The 18,216-nt window shown below is 59.1% G+C and carries 16 protein-coding genes; 1 reads left to right on the forward strand and 15 read right to left on the reverse strand.

From position 1 onward, the window contains the following. Positions 1–199: 199 nt before the first annotated feature. Genes hcnC through hcnA form a run of 3 tightly spaced genes read right to left on the reverse strand, consistent with a single transcriptional unit; the run spans position 200 to position 3,158 of the window. Positions 200–1,450, reverse strand: coding sequence for a cyanide-forming glycine dehydrogenase subunit HcnC (gene hcnC, locus AB688_RS01990; RefSeq protein ID WP_063541886.1), 1,251 nt, complete (start codon positions 1,448–1,450; stop codon positions 200–202). 2 nt (positions 1,451–1,452) lie between these two features. Next, complete coding sequence (hcnB, locus tag AB688_RS01995) at positions 1,453–2,847, reverse strand: cyanide-forming glycine dehydrogenase subunit HcnB (protein ID WP_063541888.1); 1,395 nt, start codon at positions 2,845–2,847, stop codon at positions 1,453–1,455. Beyond that, the gene (gene hcnA / locus AB688_RS02000) at positions 2,844–3,158 is read right to left on the reverse strand and encodes a cyanide-forming glycine dehydrogenase subunit HcnA (protein WP_054892997.1); all 315 of its coding nucleotides are present in this window, start codon (positions 3,156–3,158) and stop codon (positions 2,844–2,846) included. The genes hcnB and hcnA overlap by 4 nt, the downstream gene beginning before the upstream one ends. A gap of 480 nt (positions 3,159–3,638) precedes the next feature. On the opposite strand from hcnA, the gene AB688_RS02005 reads away from it, so the two are divergent. Further along, on the forward strand, positions 3,639–5,015 hold the full coding sequence (locus tag AB688_RS02005; RefSeq protein WP_063541890.1) for an amino acid permease: 1,377 nt from the start codon (positions 3,639–3,641) through the stop codon (positions 5,013–5,015). Positions 5,016–5,221: 206 nt separating this feature from the next. Here the strand turns inward: AB688_RS02005 and AB688_RS26685 are convergent, their stop codons facing one another. From AB688_RS26685 to atpE, 12 genes are all read right to left on the reverse strand, one after another. Next, positions 5,222–5,461: a pyocin S6 family toxin immunity protein gene (locus tag AB688_RS26685; protein WP_155738179.1), complete on the reverse strand. Its 240-nt coding sequence runs from the start codon at positions 5,459–5,461 to the stop codon at positions 5,222–5,224. 10 nt (positions 5,462–5,471) lie between these two features. Continuing rightward, positions 5,472–7,745, reverse strand: a complete 2,274-nt coding sequence (locus AB688_RS27105; protein WP_155738180.1) for an S-type pyocin domain-containing protein — start codon at positions 7,743–7,745, stop codon at positions 5,472–5,474. A gap of 446 nt (positions 7,746–8,191) precedes the next feature. Beyond that, a complete protein-coding gene (gene glmS / locus AB688_RS02015; RefSeq protein ID WP_063541894.1) occupies positions 8,192–10,027 on the reverse strand; it encodes a glutamine--fructose-6-phosphate transaminase (isomerizing) in 1,836 nt (611 codons plus the stop codon). A gap of 2 nt (positions 10,028–10,029) precedes the next feature. Continuing rightward, positions 10,030–10,806: a DeoR/GlpR family DNA-binding transcription regulator gene (locus tag AB688_RS02020; RefSeq protein WP_063541896.1), complete on the reverse strand. Its 777-nt coding sequence runs from the start codon at positions 10,804–10,806 to the stop codon at positions 10,030–10,032. Between the two features lie 178 nt (positions 10,807–10,984). Further along, positions 10,985–12,352, reverse strand: a complete 1,368-nt coding sequence (gene glmU / locus AB688_RS02025; RefSeq protein WP_063541898.1) for a bifunctional UDP-N-acetylglucosamine diphosphorylase/glucosamine-1-phosphate N-acetyltransferase GlmU — start codon at positions 12,350–12,352, stop codon at positions 10,985–10,987. Between the two features lie 122 nt (positions 12,353–12,474). Then, on the reverse strand, positions 12,475–12,894 hold the full coding sequence (locus tag AB688_RS02030) for a F0F1 ATP synthase subunit epsilon (RefSeq protein ID WP_054893003.1): 420 nt from the start codon (positions 12,892–12,894) through the stop codon (positions 12,475–12,477). Positions 12,895–12,938: 44 nt separating this feature from the next. Next, positions 12,939–14,315 (reverse strand): F0F1 ATP synthase subunit beta, encoded by a 1,377-nt coding sequence (gene atpD / locus AB688_RS02035; protein ID WP_054893004.1) that lies wholly within the window; start codon positions 14,313–14,315, stop codon positions 12,939–12,941. Between the two features lie 27 nt (positions 14,316–14,342). Continuing rightward, entirely contained in the window at positions 14,343–15,203 is an 861-nt protein-coding gene (atpG, locus tag AB688_RS02040) for a F0F1 ATP synthase subunit gamma (RefSeq protein ID WP_054893005.1), read from the reverse strand. A 48-nt stretch (positions 15,204–15,251) separates the two neighbouring features. After that, entirely contained in the window at positions 15,252–16,796 is a 1,545-nt protein-coding gene (gene atpA, locus AB688_RS02045) for a F0F1 ATP synthase subunit alpha (RefSeq protein WP_054893006.1), read from the reverse strand. Positions 16,797–16,817: 21 nt separating this feature from the next. Beyond that, on the reverse strand, positions 16,818–17,354 hold the full coding sequence (locus AB688_RS02050; RefSeq protein ID WP_054893007.1) for a F0F1 ATP synthase subunit delta: 537 nt from the start codon (positions 17,352–17,354) through the stop codon (positions 16,818–16,820). A gap of 12 nt (positions 17,355–17,366) precedes the next feature. Next, positions 17,367–17,837 (reverse strand): F0F1 ATP synthase subunit B, encoded by a 471-nt coding sequence (locus tag AB688_RS02055; protein ID WP_054893008.1) that lies wholly within the window; start codon positions 17,835–17,837, stop codon positions 17,367–17,369. Positions 17,838–17,894: 57 nt separating this feature from the next. Further along, positions 17,895–18,152: a F0F1 ATP synthase subunit C gene (gene atpE, locus AB688_RS02060; RefSeq protein WP_003097235.1), complete on the reverse strand. Its 258-nt coding sequence runs from the start codon at positions 18,150–18,152 to the stop codon at positions 17,895–17,897. Positions 18,153–18,216: the final 64 nt, after the last annotated feature.

An 18,216-nucleotide genomic window follows, 5' to 3' on the forward strand; every position in this document is an offset into this window, starting at 1 on the left:
AGCAGCGCAGGCCCCTGTGGGAGCGGGTTTACCCGCGAAAAGGACACCGCGCTGCCTGGCACGGGCTACGCCCGTGTTCGCGGGACAAGTCGGGGCGCCGAACCGCCGCTCTCGCAGGGATTGGCCTCACCCTTAGATTTTGGACAAGACAGTTGCTCCTGCAGCGGCTACCAAGCCTGCAGGAGCGGCCCCCCATGCCCTACCCCACCGCCCAGTTCTTATCCACAGCCCGCCCGAAACGTCTCGCCAGGAAAGGTGTGATATCCAGCGGCAGTGGCTCGTTGTGGATAACCTTGTCCAGCATCACGCCGGTGATTGCCGAGGTGAGAATCCCGGTACGGAAATGTCCACAGGCGTTGAAGTAACCCGTCACCTCGTCCACAGGGCCAAGAATAGGCAGTTCGTCCGGCGACCCGGGACGCAACCCCGCCCAGGTACGCTTCAGGCTCACCTGCGCCAGCTCCGGCACACAACGCACCGCCCCCTGAACCAACCCGGCAATTTCGGGGAAGGTAGTGCTAACATCGAACCCCTTGTCTTCCGTCGTGCTGCCAATCAGTACCTCGCCATTATCCTTTTGCGCCATGTAGCAATCACTGGTGGTCAGGCAGCCCTCGAGCAGCTTGGGCAAACGTTCGGTGAGAACGATCTGACCTTTCACCGGCTTGACCGGAATCGAAGTACCGGTAGCCCACTCACTGAGCTCGCCCGCCCAAGCCCCAGCGGCATTGAGCAAGGTGTGACAATGGAAAACCCCCGCCTCGGCAGTGCGCACACCCTTGATCTGCGAGTTCACCTGCAGCACATCAGTGATGTTGGTGTTCAGATACAGATCGACGCCGTTCTGGCGCGCAGCTTCCAGGTAGGCGTCGCCCAGGCGGAACGGGCTGACCTGGTGATCGCAGAGGAACTCCAGCGCCCCCTTGGCCTGCAGGGTCACCGCGGGCTCGCGCTCACGCAGTGCCTGGCGATCCAGCCAGCGCACCTGGTCCGCCAGGTGCGGGATCTGCGCGACGATGTGCTCGGCGTACAGCTGGTCCTCATCGTCCTGGATGATGTACTTCAATCCGGTGCGCTCGAACTTGAAGTCCATGCCATGGCGCTCGATCAATTCCTGGTGCAGCTGTGGATAAAGCGCGTTGGATTGCAGTGCCAGATCGAAGAAGCACTGCGGCAGGATATGCGGCGTGCTCGAATCCACCGCCACTGCTGCGCCATGGGCCTCGCGTTTGTTGCGCGAGGACATCATGCGAAAGAAGATCACGCCACACCCCAGGCCCACCGACTCGCCGATGGCCCACAGGCCGCCAGCCGAGGCACGTGTCGCATTGCCCGGGCGCTTGCTGTCGATCAGGGCGATTTTCAGCCCCTTGCGCTTGGACAACTGATAGGCACAGGAGGCGCCGATCACCCCACCGCCGGCGATGACGATGTCATAGGTCTTGTTCATGCTCAGGCCTCCGTGGCCAGGTGCTGGAATGCGGAAAATGGGATGGGATCGATCGGGAAACGCGGTCGCAGCCAGCCGACATCCGCTCGCCCGGTGCTGGCGCGCAGGCGATCGCTGCAGTAGCCCACACACATGCGCCCCTGGCAGTCGCCCATGCTCACCCGGGTGCGCATCTTCAGGCTGGCCATGTCCTGCACGCCTTGCTCAAGCGCCAGGTCGATATCGCTACGGGTGACGTGCTCGCAGCGGCAGATCACCGTGTCGGCCTGCGGCAGCTCGATTTGCGCTGCGCCACGTTGGGTATAGCGCTCGACACCCGCCCTGAACCGCGTGATCGCGGCCAGCTTGCCCAAGTACTGCTCGCGCCGCTCGATGGCCTGGGCGGGGTCGAGCACGCCACGTTGCTGCAGGATCGACACCGCAGCGATGCGCCCGGTCAGCATCGCTGCCTCGCCACCACGGATACCGCCCATGTCGCCGGCTAGGTGGATATGCGCCTGGCTGCTCTGCTGCCAGACATTGCATGTCGCGCGCAGGTAGCCGTCGTCGCTGAACCCGTGCGCCAGCCCCAACTGTTGACTGAGCTGGGTGCGCGGGATAAATCCATAACCGACCGCCAAGGTGTCCACCGGCTCGCGCCGCACACGACTCATGTCGGCTTTCCAATCCTGGCCATAGGGCGCAAGGCTGACTTCGCGCAGTTCACCTTCACCACTGGCGCTGACCACACCCCAGCCATAGTGCATCGCAATACCGTTGAGCTTCATGTACGCCAGCATGCTGAGGCCGTCGAGAAACAGCTGCGGTTTGTTCAGCAGCGCCAGGCTTTCCTTGGCGATACGGTTGAAGGCGCAGGCCTCGTAAACGCCGGCAACCTTGGCGCCAGCCGCATGCAGTTGGCAGGCCACCAGTGGCAGCAGCGGGCCAGTACCTGCGATCAAGGTGCTGCCCAGCGGCTTGACCACACCGCTCTTGATCTGCAACTGCAGCCCGCCCAGCAGCATCACGCCAGGCAGTGTCCAGCCGGGGAATGGCACATTGCGCTCGTGGCAGCCGGCCGACAGCAGCAGATGGGAATAGTCGATCTCATGCAGTTGCTCGTCGGCATCCAGCACCATCAGGCGCTCATGATCGCCGCCAACCACACGGTTGTTCAGGCGCAAGTCGACGTGTTCGGCGCTGCTGGCGAAGTCTTCGTGCAGCGTGTGCAGGGCCTTGCTGTAGCGCGCGCCGAGGTAACCGAGGTCGACACCGGCACGCAGCGGCCCGCGATAGACCACGCCACCCGGGCGCGAGGCTTCATCGAACAGCAGGCAGTCGACGCCATGCTCGGCCAACTCGATGGCCGCGGCCATGCCCGCCGAGCCGCCTCCCACTATCACCGGTCGCAGACTCATGACTGCACCTCCAGGGCCAGGCGATTGACCTCGGTCTCCACCCGCATCCCCTGCCGAACCACGGTCTGGCAGGCTCGGCGCTTGGGCCGCCCGTCTATCGCCACCAGGCAGCAATGGCAAACGCCCATACCGCAGAAGGCGCCAGCTGGCTGACCGTGGTCGTTGCGCGCCAGCTGACGCAGGCCAACGGCATTGAGCACGCTGAGTACCGTCTCGCCTTGTGCGGCCTGCACCGTCTGGCCATTGATCTGAAAGGTGATGTCAGCCTGCACGACAGGCTGTATGTCGAGCACTCGCTCCAGTGATTGCATGGGCTTCGTCCTTGTTTGAAGAGGACTCGACGGTACGCCAAAGCACTGTGAGGAGATATTGACCTAAGCCGTAGGAATTGAAGGAAGCTTCCTAGGATTTTGTCAGCGTATGACCTGGTTTTTTCTGATGCAGTACCCGTCGAGGTAGGGAAATCCATACTGCGCATCGCCCAGGTTAGCCACCCATCCCTTTGAGGAACATGCTATGCCCCCCCTCGCCACGACGCTTCCGGGTAGCTCAAGTTATTCATCGATGGTCTCAAGCGCATCGGCGTCGAAACTGACCTCAGGAAAAATCCGCAGGATGTTGTGCGCAGAATTCGTTTGAGATGACGCGCCGCTTTGCCCAAGGTGTCGGCTCGGATAGGCATTGCCTGAAGCAAGACCTCGATTGATGGCGCCGCCCGTGCAGGTAGATCCGCGAGCACTTGCCGCTCGCAGGACGCGCCGGTTTCTTCCAATAATAAGAGAAGTCTGGACATGCAAGACAACGGATTGAAGCAAAGCCTCAAGCAGCGGCATATCACCATGATCGCGCTTGGCGGTGTGATCGGCGCCGGGTTGTTCGTCGGCTCCGGCAGCCTGATCGCCTCGGCCGGCCCAGCCGCGATTCTGTCCTACGTGATCGGCGGCATCATCGTCACCCTGGTGATGTTCATGCTCGGCGAGATGGCCTCGCGCAATCCTGACGCAGGCTCCTTCTCGACCTACGCCAACATCTACCTCGGCAACTGGGCGGGCTTCACCGTGGGCTGGCTGTACTGGCTTAAGTCGATGATGACCATCACCCTCGAAGCCGTGTTGCTGGGCGCGATCCTCAACGATTTCATGCCCTGGCTGCCGATCTGGATCGGCGCGTTCATCATGCTGGTGACGCTGATCGCCAGCAACGCCTACTCGGTGCGTTCGTTCGCCGAAGTGGAGTACTGGCTGGCGGCGCTGAAGGTGGTCACCATCCTCATCTTCATGCTGCTAGGCGCCTCAATCCTATTGGGCTGGCAGGAAAACATCCCCGCTCCCGGCCTGGTCAACCTCACCGACCATGGCGGCTTCATGCCCAACGGCCTGTCGCCAGTGATGGCCGGGGTGATCGTGGCGATCTTCTCGCTGGGCGGCAGCGAAATTGCCGCTGTAGCTGCCGGTGAATCGGAGAACCCGCGCCGGAACGTGATCCGCGCGATCAAGAGCGTGATCGTGCGGGTGATGCTGTTCTATGTCGGTTCCGTGTCGATCCTGGTGCTCTGCCTGCCCTGGACCGACAAGGCCAACCTCGCCTCGCCCTACGTCGCGCTGTTCACCCTCGCCGGTTTCAAGGGCGCGGCGGTGGCAATGAAACTGGTGTTGTTCGTGTCGTTCATGTCGGTGATGAACTCGTTCATGTTTTCCAACTCGCGCATGCTGTTCTCGCTCAGCCAACGCGGACATGCCCCGGCGCTGTTCGCCCGTACCAACGCCAAGGGCGTTCCGATCAATGCACTGGCGCTGGCGTTCTGCATTTGCGTGACGATTCTGACCTTGCACTTCATCAGCGGCGGCGATCTCTTCCTGACCCTGGCCAGGAGTACCGGCGCGTTCATCATCTTCGTCTGGATCTTCATCATTTTCGCCCACGTCGGCATGCGCCTGAAAACCCGGTATGAGGTGGTGGACCCAACGTCATTCAGGGCCTGGGGCTTCCCGCTGACCAACGTCATTGCGCTGCTGGCGCTGGTGTCGGTGCTGGCAACACAGGCGATCGACCCCGCGACGCGTTTTCAATTCTGGCTGGTGCTGGTGACCTTGCTGGTGATCGTGGCGGCGTACTTCATGGTGCGCAAGCGCCGGGGTGGCGAAGTGCGGGAGCTGGCGCGGACTTGAAATGAATCGAATACTTAACTTTTAAGTAAATAGAAATCGGAGGCAATCACTCATGCCTCCGATATTTTTTGTTCTAACGCGGGGCAAACGTCAGAAGGCGTTACCTCTTCTTGCCTTCCTGAGCACGGAACATGGACTTGGCATAGAAGATAGCCAGGCCCTGTGCTCCACCGTGCAGGCTAAGTAAGCAAGGCAGATGCTAGCCGCTAAGCTCGAACGCCAACAAAAAAATCCAACCCTTCAGGTTTCGGATTTCCAAGTAGAGAAAATATTTTCTCTGCTTGCTCATCAGACAGAGGAAGTTCACCGTCTGATTCAGCCTCAAGAGACTGCCAATTCAAAATACTCATAATATCTTTTTCATGTTCCGATGGAATATCAAGATCATACTTCAAGGAGTCATCAAGCTCATACTCTTTCAGAAAGCCAGTTAAATTAATAAACATATTATATATCTCACTTTTCGGTAGTTCGACCAGGAACAGCTGACTTTGTTTGACTGCCAGATACAGAGTCAAACTCTCCTAAATGCTTGCCCTGTTTATCATATAATTCAACCTTACCGTGCTGGCTATCCCACTCATAAATTCTGCCTTTACTATCCACCCAGCGCCTTCTAAGCTTACCGCCCCCACGAACGCTGCTTTTAGCTCTCACAGGTTTTGCATCAGGAAAAGCAATTAAGTTTTTGGGCGCCTGATGATATCCTGTAGTACTGAACATCAAGTAGACCGGTTCAATTCCCGAGTCAATTGGGAATATGATGATCAGGTCATTGGCATCCAGCACTTCACCTGGGTACGACAGCGCCTCAATCTCAAGCGGCTGTAGCTCTACCCCCGTGTAGATTGGCACAGTCTGTGTCGCCGCGGGTGTAGTGGTTGTTGAGGACTGTTCGCCGGGGGCGCGACCTGGCGTCCAAGTTAGAGTGATAGGAGGCTGGTCAGGCACCAGGCTTGGCACTGCAACCGTGTAGCGCCCAGTCTGCGGGTCCAATGTGGCCGCTCGGACGGGTACGTTCTTTGTTACGTTGATCCCATCGGCAGCGACGACCAAAATGTAAGAGCGACCATCCCCGCGTGTTTCGTTGGCCAATCGATAGGCCAACTCGACTTTACCCTGTGCAGCAGCGATAGCATTGAGATTGGCGCCCGGCGCAAGACCAAGATCTCGGGCTTCGACTCCCATACCATATCGGAAACGGGCTGGAGTCTGGTCTTGAGCTTGACTGGCCGTGGAACTGGGGTAAACCAAGGCGGCAAGCCCTGCTGCTAAGGGAGCACCGACCGTAGCAGAAGCGATCCCGCCCAATGCGGTGATCGCACTCGCGATCCCTTGGCGCAGAGCAGCAAGAGTTGCTTCGGCCAAAGGCACTACGCCTTGTCCGGGTATGCTCAGCACAGCAGCACTGCCTGCAAACCGGTAGGTGCTGGCCGCCTGGGCGATGGCATTCTGAGTGAGAGCAGTCACGCCCTGTAACTGCGTCTGAGCGTTAGTTCGCGCAGTCTGGATGCCAGCAATTACTTGTTGTCGTTTAGCGCTGTCAGCAAGGGATGCCTGGTCAAGCTGGTCAGTTACGATGGCATAAGTGCTGTTCGTTGTTTGCTGCAGGCTCTGCCGGGCTGCAGCGGCGGCTGCATGTGTTGGGTTAGCTTGAACTTGTGCAATGAGTTCGACCATGCGAGCGTTAACTAGGCTAGCTGCGTTACCACTTGCTTGAATGATCGTATTGCGTTGAGAAGCGATAAGCGTATCGGCGTCAGCCACTAGCTGATTTACCACGTCCGTGAACGTTGAGGCGAGGAGGTTCGCCTGTGCTTTTACTGATTGACTGATCTGAGCGAGTTCGTTCGCATTGATTTGACTACTGGCCGCTGCAGCAAGGGCATCAATCTGCTGATCACTTTGCTGAGCCGACTGTTGGACAGCCTGCGTAGCGGCTTGTCGTTCAGCATGGGTCAGAGTCGATGAGTCGGAAAACTGACTTTCCAGCGATTGTCTTTGCGTAGCCAGGTGCTGCTGCGCAGGTGCCGTAATGGCTGATAGCTCACTGCTGACTGACTGAATAACGGCTTGTGCTTCTCGTTGTGCAGCTTGAGCGACGGCCAACTGTTCGCGCAACGCCGCCGCCTGAGCATTGAGCAGAGAGATTTGGTCGCCAAGATAGCGGGCCTGATATGTCGCAGCCAGAGACTCCTGCCATCTGGGAATGACATTCACTGCAGCGCTGCCACTGATGGCGAGGTCTGTCACTGTCCGGATGAAATCAATACTCCCTTTGCTCGAAAAATCGGCAGAGTAAAAGCTGTTTGACTTCGTTTGCTGAGTTTGACGTTCAGTCGCTTTTTGGTTTATCGAGCTTTCGCGCAACTGTATTTCTCTAAGCAAGCTCGCGACAGAGGCAGCGTCACTTATGTACGAACCGCCCCGCGCGACATCAAGCTCTTTTTGTAGCGTTGATGCCAAACCCGCAGCACTTGCAAGATATTCCTCATGAATGCGTTTTGTTTCTTTTTCATAAACCGAAGACAGGTAAGCTGCCATGGCCCTTCGATACTGCACTTGACTTGTAATTGGGCCAAAATTTACTGACGGTAGCCCAGGGATATTGATGGGAGCGGTGGGCTCACCAACAAATTTTGGTCCGAGATAGACTGGCTCACCAATAGGGGGGTCAATTCCAGGGGCTGTAACAGGCGTTGCGGGTAATTCAATAGGTCCTTGTACCATGATGTCGCTCCATAACTCGTGTTCGATGAAATGAGCGGTTCGCCTTCCTGCGCATTCGGGATGTGAGGTGAAGCAAGCCACCAGAGCACTGTATAGATGAACAGCAATTTAAGAAATAAGAATCAATTGCAAAATGTGAACTGAACAAGGTCGCCTCCGGTATCGTCGCCTCGTGCGTCTTTCGACGGGTGGGCTACTGGGCCGAGGTCGCGGGTATCGCGATCGAGGGTTCGGGCGTACGCGGGCTGCGGCTTTATCAGAAAAGCCGGATGGAGACAGCGTGGTCAAAGCGCTGGATGTGGCTCACGAAACCAGGGGCGATTCAGCTGAAACGAGGTGCGCAACGAAAAAAGGGAGCCGGTTAAGGCTCCCTTCGTCAGCGACAGTTTTTATTGCGGTGCGACAGTTCTAATTCGCAAAAACCAGCCCCCGCTCAGCGCAACCGCTTACTCTACCGTCACCGACTTCGCCAGGTTACGCGGCTGGTCAACGTCAGTGCCCTTGAGCACGGCCACGTAGTACGACAGCAGCTGCAGCGGAATGGTGTACAGGATCGGCGCCAGGGCATCGATGATGTGCGGCACCTTGATCACATGGGTGCCTTCACCATTGCTCATGCCGGCGTTCTCGTCGGCGAACACCACCAGCTCGCCGCCACGGGCACGGACCTCCTGCAGGTTCGACTTGAGCTTTTCCAGCAGCTCGTTGTTCGGCGCGACGGTAACCACCGGCATGTCGGCATCGACCAGCGCCAGCGGGCCGTGCTTGAGCTCACCTGCCGGATAGGCTTCGGCGTGAATGTAGGAAATCTCCTTGAGCTTGAGCGCACCTTCCATCGCCACCGGGTACTGGGCACCACGGCCGAGGAACAGGGTGTGGTGTTTGTCGGCGAACAGTTCGGCGGTCTTCTCGACCACGCTGTCCATCGCCAGGGCTTCGCCCAGACGCGCGGGCAGACGGCGCAGCTCTTCGACCAGCTCGGCTTCGACGCCAGCTTCGAGGCTGCCGCGTACCTGGCCCAGGGCCAGGGTCAGCAGCATCAGCGAGACCAGCTGGGTGGTGAAGGCCTTGGTCGAAGCAACGCCGATTTCCGGGCCGGCCAGGGTCAGCAGGGTCAGGTCGGATTCACGTACCAGCGAGCTGATACCGACGTTGCAGATCGCCAGGCTGCCGAGGAAGCCCAGCTCCTTGGCGTTGCGCAGGGCAGCCAGGGTGTCGGCGGTTTCGCCGGACTGGGAGATGGACACGAACAGGGTGTCTGGCTGCACCACAACTTTGCGGTAGCGGAATTCGCTGGCGACCTCGACCTGGCAGGGGATGCCGGCCAGGCTTTCCAGCCAGTAACGCGCGACCATGCCGGCGTGATAGCTGGTGCCGCAGGCGACGATCTGTACATTGCGCACCTTGGCGAACAGCTCGGCAGCTTGCGGGCCGAAGGCCTGGACCATGACGTGGTCGCTGCCCAGACGGCCTTCGAGGGTGCGCTGTACCACGGAAGGCTGCTCGTGAATTTCCTTGAGCATGAAGTGGCGATAGGTGCCCTTGTCGGCAGCCTCGGCGCCTTCGTGGTACTGCACGGTTTCGCGCTGGACCTTGCTGCCGGCCTGATCCCAGATGTTCACCTGATCGCGGCGGATTTCGGCGATATCGCCTTCCTCAAGGTACATGAAGCGGTCGGTGACCTGACGCAACGCGAGCTGGTCGGAGGCCAGGAAGTTCTCGCCATGACCCAGGCCGATCACCAGCGGGCTACCGCTGCGCGCGGCAACCAGACGGTCCGGCTGCTTGACGCTGATCACCGACAGACCGTAGGCACCATGCAGGCGCTTGACCACGGTCTTGAAGGCGTCGGTCAGGTCGGGAATGCTCTTGAGGGTGTGGTGGATCAGGTGGACGATCACCTCGGTGTCGGTCTGCGAGGTGAACACGTAGCCAAGGCCCTTGAGTTCTTCACGCAGTTCTTCGTGGTTCTCGATGATGCCGTTGTGCACCACGGCCACTTCCTGGCCGGAGAAGTGCGGGTGGGCATTGTGCTCGGTCGGCGCACCGTGGGTGGCCCAACGGGTGTGAGCGATGCCCAGGTGGCCGTTGAGCGGCTCGGCAGCCACCGCGGCTTCCAGCTCACTCACCTTGCCGATGCGGCGACGACGATCAAGCTCGCCCTGCTGGGTGACTACCGCCAGGCCCGCGCTGTCGTAGCCACGGTATTCCAGGCGCTTGAGGCCTTCGATAAGGATGGAGGTGATGTTGCGCTCGGCGACTGCACCGACGATTCCACACATGGTCATTGCTCCTGGCTGATCGCGGCGCAGATCAGGTTGATGCCGCGGGCTTGAATCTGTTCGCGTGCCGCAGCGGGCAGGCGATCATCTGTAATAAGGGTGGTAACGCTGCTCCAGGGCAGCTCGAGGTTGGGGATCTTGCGCCCGACCTTGTCCGACTCGACCATCACGATCACTTCCCGGGCCACTTCCGCCATCACCCGGCTCAGGCCGAGCAGTTCGTTGAAGGTGGTGGTGCCGCGGTTCAGGTCGATGCCGTCGGCACCAATGAACAACTGGTCGAAATCGTATGAGCGTAGTACCTGCTCGGCGACCTGACCCTGGAACGACTCGGAGTGCGGGTCCCAGGTACCACCGGTCATCAGCAGCACCGGCTCGTGCTCGAGTTCGCTGATGGCTCGGGCCACGTTCAAGGAGTTTGTCATCACGACCAAGCCGGGCTGGCGCCCGAGTTCAGGGATCATTGCTGCAGTGGTACTGCCACTGTCGATGATGATGCGTGCATGTTCGCGAATGCGTCCGACAGCTGCGCGGGCGATGGCTTTCTTGTAGCTGGAAACGGGCTGAGCTGCCTCGCCCAGCATCTCCTGCGGCACCGGTACCGCACCGCCGTAACGACGCAATAACAAGCCATTGGCTTCAAGCGCGGCGAGATCCTTGCGAATGGTCACTTCCGAGGTTTCGAAACGCTTGGCCAGGGCGTCCACGCTTACCTCACCCTGCTCGGCGAGCAAGGCCAGGATATTGTGGCGACGTTGGGGGGTGTTTCGTTTCGACATGTGAGGTTAAGTTTCGATTCGAAAGATAATGGTTGCAATCAAAACCTAAGATGAAGGATTCGTCAAGCAGCGGATAGATTCACTGACAACGCTGTTCGCTGTGTAGCGGGCTTGTCCGGCAATAAAAAAAGCCGACTTATTCACAAGTCGGCTTTCGATCGAAACATCTGTGGATAACTCAACTCTTCTTGATCTTCTCCGGCCGTTTCCAGCCATCGATATTGCGTTGGCGTGCGCGAGCAACGGCCAACTGGCCAGCTTCGACAGACTGATTGATGGTCGAGCCGGCAGCCGTGGTAGCGCCATCCTTGATTTCCACAGGTGCGACCAGCGAGTTGTTCGAACCGATGAACACATCTTCGCCCAGCACGGTCTTGAACTTGTTCGCGCCATCGTAGTTGCAGGTGATGGTACCCGCGCCGATGTTGGTGCGCGCACCGATCTCGGCGTCACCCAGATACGTCAGGTGACCGGCCTTGGCGCCCTCGCCCAGATGGGCGTTCTTCAGCTCGACGAAGTTACCTACATGGGCCTTGGCCTCCAATACGCTGCCTGGGCGCAGGCGAGCGAACGGGCCGGCATCGCTGCCCTCGCCCATCACCGCACCTTCGAGATGGCTGTTGGCCTTGACCACAGCGCCCTTGCGCAGGGTGCTGTTCTTGATCACACAGTTAGGGCCGATCTGCACATCGTCTTCGATGATCACCTTGCCTTCGAGGATGACGTTGATGTCGATCAGCACATCGCGCCCCACGATCACCTCGCCACGCACATCGAAACGCGCGGGGTCACGCAGGGTCACGCCCTGGGCCATCAGTCGGCGTCCCTCGCGCAACTGGTAGTGACGCTCAAGCTCTGACAATTGCAGGCGGTCGTTGGCGCCCTGCACTTCCATGGCGTCATGCGGCTGCTCGGTGGCAACCACCAGGCCATCGGCCACGGCCATGGCAATCACGTCGGTGAGGTAGTACTCGCCCTGGGCGTTGTTGTTGGACAGACGCCCCATCCAGTCTGCCAGGCGCGCAGCCGGCAGCGCGAGGATGCCCGTGTTGCCTTCCTTGATCGCCCGCTGCGCTTCGCTGGCGTCCTTGTGCTCGACGATGGCCGCTACCTGGCCTTGGGCATCACGCACGATGCGGCCGTAACCGGTCGGATCCTGCAGGGTAACGGTCAGCAGGCCGAGTTGCTGTTCATTGACCTTGGCCAGAAGCCGCTCGAGCGTGCCCACCTCGATCAACGGCACGTCGCCATAGAGCACCAGCACAGTATCGGCAGTGATCGCCGGCAGTGCCTGGGCGACGGCATGGCCGGTGCCAAGCTGCTTGTCCTGCATGACGAAATTCAGATCGTCAGCCGCCAGGCGTTCACGCACCAGCTCTGCACCATGGCCGATGACCACATGGATACCCTTCGGCTGCAACTGTCGCGCGCTGTGGATAACATGGCCAAGCATGGAGTTACCGGCGACCGGATGCAGTACCTTGGGCAGCGAAGAGCGCATGCGGGTGCCTTGGCCTGCGGCGAGAATAACGATATCGAGTGACATTGACTGGCTACCAATCCTGGGCGGTCAGGGATGTGACCGAAGGGGAAAAATCGGAAAAAGAAAAAGGGTAGCCGAGGCTACCCTTTAACTCAATCGCAACGCAGGTTACCGGTAGGACCGGATCACTTGCCCTTGCGCAATTGCTGGACAGTACGCAGCTGAGCTGCAGCCTCGGCCAGACGTGCGGCAGCAGCGCCGTAGTCGAAGTCCGAGCCCTTAGTGTTCAGCGCGTTCTCGGCAGCCTTGAGGGCTTCCTGAGCCTGAGCTTCGTCCAGGTCGGCAGCACGTTGCACGGTGTCGGCAAGAACCTTGACCATGTTCGGCTGCACTTCGAGGAAGCCACCGGAGATGTAGAACACCTCTTGAGTGCCACCCTGCTTGGTCAGCGTGATCGGACCCGGCTTGAGATTGGTGATCAGCGGCGCGTGGCCTGGAGCGATACCCAGATCGCCCAGGTTGCCGTGCGCTACTACCATCTCGACCAGGCCGGAGAAGATCTCTCCCTCTGCGCTGACGATGTCGCAATGGACTGTCATAGCCATCTGCTTGCCTCAACCTGATTAGCGCCCCTTTCGGGGCGCCGGGATTACAGTTTCTTGGCTTTCTCGATCGCTTCGTCGATGCTGCCGACCATGTAGAACGCTTGTTCTGGCAGGTGGTCGTAGTCACCTTTGAGGATGCCGCTGAAGCCAGCGATGGTGTCTTTGAGCGAAACGTACTTGCCTGGCGAGCCGGTGAAGACTTCGGCCACGAAGAACGGCTGCGACAGGAAGCGCTGGATCTTACGAGCGCGGGCAACCAGTTGCTTGTCGGCTTCGGACAGTTCGTCCATACCCAGGATCGCGATGATGTCCTTCAGCTCTTTGTAGCGCTGCAGAACATACTGAACGCCACGAGCGGTCTCGTAGTGCTCGGTGCCGATCACGTTCGGGTCCAGCTGGCGCGAAGTCGAGTCCAGTGGGTCGACCGCTGGGTAGATACCCAGGGAGGCGATGTCACGGGACAGAACGACGGTGGCGTCCAAGTGGGCGAAGGTGGTCGCTGGCGACGGGTCGGTCAGGTCGTCCGCAGGTACGTATACGGCCTGAACGGAGGTGATCGAACCTTCTTTGGTCGAAGTGATGCGCTCTTGCAGAACGCCCATCTCTTCGGCCAGGGTCGGCTGGTAACCTACTGCCGAAGGCATACGGCCCAGCAGTGCGGATACTTCGGTACCGGCCAGGGTGTAACGATAGATGTTGTCGACGAACAGCAGAACGTCGTTACCTTCGTCACGGAACTTCTCAGCCATGGTCAGGCCGGTCAGCGCAACGCGCAGACGGTTTCCTGGTGGCTCGTTCATCTGACCGTAGACCAGCGCTACCTTGTCGAGAACGTTGGAGTCCTTCATCTCGTGGTAGAAGTCGTTACCCTCACGAGTACGCTCACCCACACCAGCGAACACGGAGTAACCGCTGTGTTCCATGGCGATGTTACGGATCAGTTCCATCATGTTTACGGTCTTGCCGACACCGGCACCACCGAACAGACCAACCTTACCACCCTTGGCGAACGGGCAAACCAGGTCGATAACCTTGATGCCGGTTTCCAGCAGGTCGTTGCCGCCTGCCTGGTCAGCGAACGAAGGCGCTGGCTGGTGGATACCGCGACGCTCTTCTTCGCCGATCGGGCCGGCTTCGTCGATCGGGTTGCCGAGGACGTCCATGATACGGCCCAGAGTGGCCTTACCCACTGGAACGGAGATGGCCGCGCCGGTATCGACGACGTCCAGACCGCGCTTCAGGCCTTCGGTCGAGCCCATCGCAATGGTACGAACCACGCCGTCGCCCAGCTGCTGCTGAACTTCCAGGGTGGTTTCCGCGCCTTGTACTTTCAGCGCGTTGTAAACACTCGGCACGACGTCACGTGGGAATTCCACGTCGATGACGGCGCCGATGATTTGAACGATACGTCCGCTACTCATAGCTGGATCCTCTGAATTTTTGAACCGTTAAACCGCGGCAGCGCCGCCGACGATTTCCGAGATCTCCTGGGTGATCGCAGCCTGACGCGCCTTGTTGTAGATCAATTGCAGCTCTTTGATCAAATCACCGGCGTTGTCTGTGGCGTTCTTCATGGCGATCATCCGGGCCGCTTGTTCAGCAGCGTTGTTCTCGACCACCGCCTGGTATACCTGCGACTCCACGTAACGCACCATCAAGCCGTCCAGCAGCTCTTTTGCGTCGGGTTCGTACAGGTAATCCCAGTGATGCTTGAGATCCTGATCCGGGGTTGCCACCAACGGTACCAATTGCTCGACCGTCGGTTTTTGGGTCATGGTGTTGATGAACTTGTTCGAAACCACCGAGAGGCGATCGATACGGCCATCGAGGTAGGCGTCCAGCATCACTTTGACGGAGCCGATCAGATCGTTGATCGATGGCTCTTCGCCCAGGTGGCTGATCGCGGCTACGACGTTGCCGCCAAAGATGCGGAAGAAAGTCGCACCCTTGCTGCCGATCACGCACAGGTCGATTTCCACGCCCTGTTCGCGGTTTACGCTCATGTCCTTGACCAGGGCCTTGAACAGGTTGGTATTCAAGCCACCGCACAGACCACGGTCACTGCTCACCACGATATAACCGGCGCGCTTTACAGGGCGCTCGATCATGAACGGGTGGCGGTATTCCGGGTTGGCGTTGGCCAGATGACCGATCACCTGGCGGATACGCTCCGCGTAAGGACGGCTAGCAGCCATGCGCATTTGTGCTTTGCGCATTTTGCTGACCGCCACTTTCTCCATGGCGCTGGTAATTTTTTGCGTGCTTTTGATGCTCGCAATCTTACTGCGAATCTCTTTTGCGCCTGCCATGTATCACCTATCAGGTTAGCAAGCGGGGGCCGGAGCCCCCGCTGCGGCTTACCAGGTCTGGGTGGCCTTGAACTTCTCGATACCGGCTTTCATGCCAGCGTCGATTTCGTCGTTGAAGTCACCTTTCACGTTGATCTTGGCCAACAGCTCGGCGTGATCGCGGTGGAAGTAGGCGATCAGCGCTTGCTCGAAGCTGCCGACCTTGGAGACTTCTACGTCAGTCAGGAAACCACGCTCAGCGGCGTACAGCGACAGGGCCATGTCGGCGATCGACATTGGCGCGTACTGCTTCTGCTTCATCAGCTCGGTAACGCGCTGACCATGCTCCAGCTGCTTGCGGGTAGCCTCGTCCAGATCCGAAGCGAACTGGGCGAATGCAGCCAGTTCACGGTACTGAGCCAGTGCGGTACGGATACCGCCGGACAGTTTCTTGATGATCTTGGTCTGAGCGGCACCACCTACACGGGATACCGAAACACCGGCGTTCACTGCTGGGCGGATGCCCGAGTTGAACATGGCCGACTCCAGGAAGATCTGACCGTCGGTGATCGAGATCACGTTGGTCGGAACGAACGCGGAAACGTCGCCAGCCTGGGTTTCGATGATCGGCAGGGCGGTCAGGGAACCGGTCTTGCCAGTCACTGCGCCGTTGGTGAACTTCTCGACGTACTCTTCCGAAACGCGCGATGCACGCTCCAGCAGACGGGAGTGGAGATAGAACACGTCGCCTGGGTACGCTTCACGTCCTGGTGGACGGCGCAGCAGCAGGGAGATCTGACGGTAGGCAACAGCCTGCTTGGACAGGTCATCGTAGACGATCAGGGCATCTTCACCGCGGTCACGGAAGAACTCGCCCATGGTGCAGCCGGCGTATGGCGCCAGGAACTGCAGTGCGGCGGATTCCGAAGCACTGGCAACGACCACGATGGTGTTGGCCAGGGCGCCGGCTTCTTCGAGCTTGCGAACGATGTTGGCAACGGTCGAACGCTTTTGGCCGACAGCCACATAAACACAGAAAATACCGGAGTCTTTCTGGTTGATGATGGCGTCGATGGCCATGGCGGTCTTGCCGATCTGGCGGTCACCAATGATCAGCTCGCGCTGGCCACGGCCGACTGGGATCATGGCGTCGACGGACTTGTAGCCAGTCTGTACAGGCTGGTCTACCGACTTACGCCAGATCACGCCTGGGGCCACTTTCTCGACCGCGTCGGTCTGGGTGTTGCCCAGAGGACCTTTGCCGTCGATCGGGTTGCCCAGTGCGTCAACGACGCGACCCAGCAGTTCCTTACCAACCGGAACTTCCAGGATGCGGCCGGTGCACTTGGCGCTCATGCCTTCGGCGAGGGTGTCATAGGCACCCAGGATCACTGCACCTACGGAGTCTTGCTCCAGGTTCAGTGCCATGCCGAACACGCTGCCAGGGAACTCGATCATTTCGCCGTACATGACGTCGGCCAGACCGTGGATCCGCACGATACCGTCGGATACCGAAACAACGGTACCTTCGTTACGGGCTTGGGAGCCGACATCGAGTTTCTCGATGCGACCCTTGATGATTTCACTAATTTCGGAAGGATTGAGTTGCTGCATTGCTCTGCTGCCCCTTCAAACTCAAGATTTCAATGCTTCGGCCAGTTTCGCGATCTTGCCGCGAACCGAGCCATCGATTACCAGGTCGCCGGCGCGGATGACGACGCCGCCGATCAGGCTGGCATCCTCCGACGCGTGCAGGCGCACTTCCCGGCTGAGCCGTGCACTGAGAACCTTGGCGAGTTTGTCTTGCTGTTCTTGGTTCAACGCAAAAGCACTGGTGACTTCCACGTCCACGGATTTCTCTTGCTCGGCCTTGTACAGGTCGAACAGAGCGGCGATCTCCGGCAGAAGCAGGAGACGGTCGTTTTCCGCGGCAACATGAATGAAATTCTGTGCCTGTACATCGAACTTGTCACCGCACACTTCAATGAATGCGGCGGCCTTTTCTGCGCTAGTCAGTTGCGGGGCCTTGAGCAGGCGCTGCATGGTGCCGTCTTCCGACACCGCAGCAGCCAGGCCGAGCATGGCTGACCAATTGGCCAGTTGCTGCTGGGCCTGGGCGTGCTCGAAAGCTGCCTTAGCGTAAGGTCGGGCCAACGTGGTCAGTTCTGCCATGATCGCCCTCGCTTAAATTTCAGCGGCCAGTTTGTTAACCAGCTCCGCATGCGCGTTTTGATCGATTGTGGCGCCAAGGATCTTTTCAGCGCCGCCAACGGCCAGGGCACCCACTTGGGCACGCAGGGCGTCTTTGATGCTGTTCAGTTCCTGTTCGATCTCGGCTTGAGCCTGAGCCTTCACACGGTCAGCTTCGACGCGAGCCTGATCACGGGCTTCCTCGACAAGCTGAGCAGCGCGTTTCTTGCTTTGCTCAATGATTTCGGCTGCCTGTGCTTTTGCTTCACGCAGTTGCTGACCCGCTTTCTCTTGGGCCAGCTCCAGGTCGCGAGCTGCGCGGTTGGCAGCGTCCAAGCCGTCGGCAATCTTCTTTTGGCGCTCGTGCAGAGCAGTGATGACCGGAGGCCATACATACTTCATGCAGAACAGCACAAAAATCAGAAAAGCAACGGATTGGCCAATCAGGGTTGCATTAATGTTCACGCCAACACCTCGCTCGGTCTTTGTCCATCACACCAATCAACTCGTAGGAACGAGTGATTAGCCGGCGATCTGACCAACGAAGGGATTCGCGAAGGTGAAGAACAGAGCGATACCAACACCGATCATGGTTACGGCGTCGAGCAGACCGGCAACGATGAACATTTTGACCTGCAGCATCGGAACCATCTCAGGCTGACGAGCAGCGCCCTCCAGGAACTTGCCGCCCAGCAGGCCGAAACCAATGGCGGTACCCAGAGCACCCAGGCCGATCAGCAGAGCAACAGCGATAGCGGTCAGACCAACTACAGTTTCCATCTTTCCTCCCGACTTTTACGTCGTATTGGTTAGGTTTTTTAATTGAAGCGGTAAAACAAATCGT

The sequence above is a fragment of the Pseudomonas putida genome (genome assembly GCF_001636055.1).
Lineage (GTDB): Bacteria > Pseudomonadota > Gammaproteobacteria > Pseudomonadales > Pseudomonadaceae > Aquipseudomonas > Aquipseudomonas machongensis.

Coding starts and splice junctions, on each gene's coding strand:
- hcnC (WP_063541886.1), bottom strand. CDS start 1,450: ATGAACAAGACCTATGACATCGTCATCGCCGGCGGTGGGGTGATCGGC.
- hcnB (WP_063541888.1), bottom strand. CDS start 2,847: ATGAGTCTGCGACCGGTGATAGTGGGAGGCGGCTCGGCGGGCATGGCC.
- hcnA (WP_054892997.1), bottom strand. CDS start 3,158: ATGCAATCACTGGAGCGAGTGCTCGACATACAGCCTGTCGTGCAGGCT.
- AB688_RS02005 (WP_063541890.1), top strand. CDS start 3,639: ATGCAAGACAACGGATTGAAGCAAAGCCTCAAGCAGCGGCATATCACC.
- AB688_RS26685 (WP_155738179.1), bottom strand. CDS start 5,461: ATGTTTATTAATTTAACTGGCTTTCTGAAAGAGTATGAGCTTGATGAC.
- AB688_RS27105 (WP_155738180.1), bottom strand. CDS start 7,745: ATGGTACAAGGACCTATTGAATTACCCGCAACGCCTGTTACAGCCCCT.
- glmS (WP_063541894.1), bottom strand. CDS start 10,027: ATGTGTGGAATCGTCGGTGCAGTCGCCGAGCGCAACATCACCTCCATC.
- AB688_RS02020 (WP_063541896.1), bottom strand. CDS start 10,806: ATGTCGAAACGAAACACCCCCCAACGTCGCCACAATATCCTGGCCTTG.
- glmU (WP_063541898.1), bottom strand. CDS start 12,352: ATGTCACTCGATATCGTTATTCTCGCCGCAGGCCAAGGCACCCGCATG.
- AB688_RS02030 (WP_054893003.1), bottom strand. CDS start 12,894: ATGGCTATGACAGTCCATTGCGACATCGTCAGCGCAGAGGGAGAGATC.
- atpD (WP_054893004.1), bottom strand. CDS start 14,315: ATGAGTAGCGGACGTATCGTTCAAATCATCGGCGCCGTCATCGACGTG.
- atpG (WP_054893005.1), bottom strand. CDS start 15,203: ATGGCAGGCGCAAAAGAGATTCGCAGTAAGATTGCGAGCATCAAAAGC.
- atpA (WP_054893006.1), bottom strand. CDS start 16,796: ATGCAGCAACTCAATCCTTCCGAAATTAGTGAAATCATCAAGGGTCGC.
- AB688_RS02050 (WP_054893007.1), bottom strand. CDS start 17,354: ATGGCAGAACTGACCACGTTGGCCCGACCTTACGCTAAGGCAGCTTTC.
- atpE (WP_003097235.1), bottom strand. CDS start 18,152: ATGGAAACTGTAGTTGGTCTGACCGCTATCGCTGTTGCTCTGCTGATC.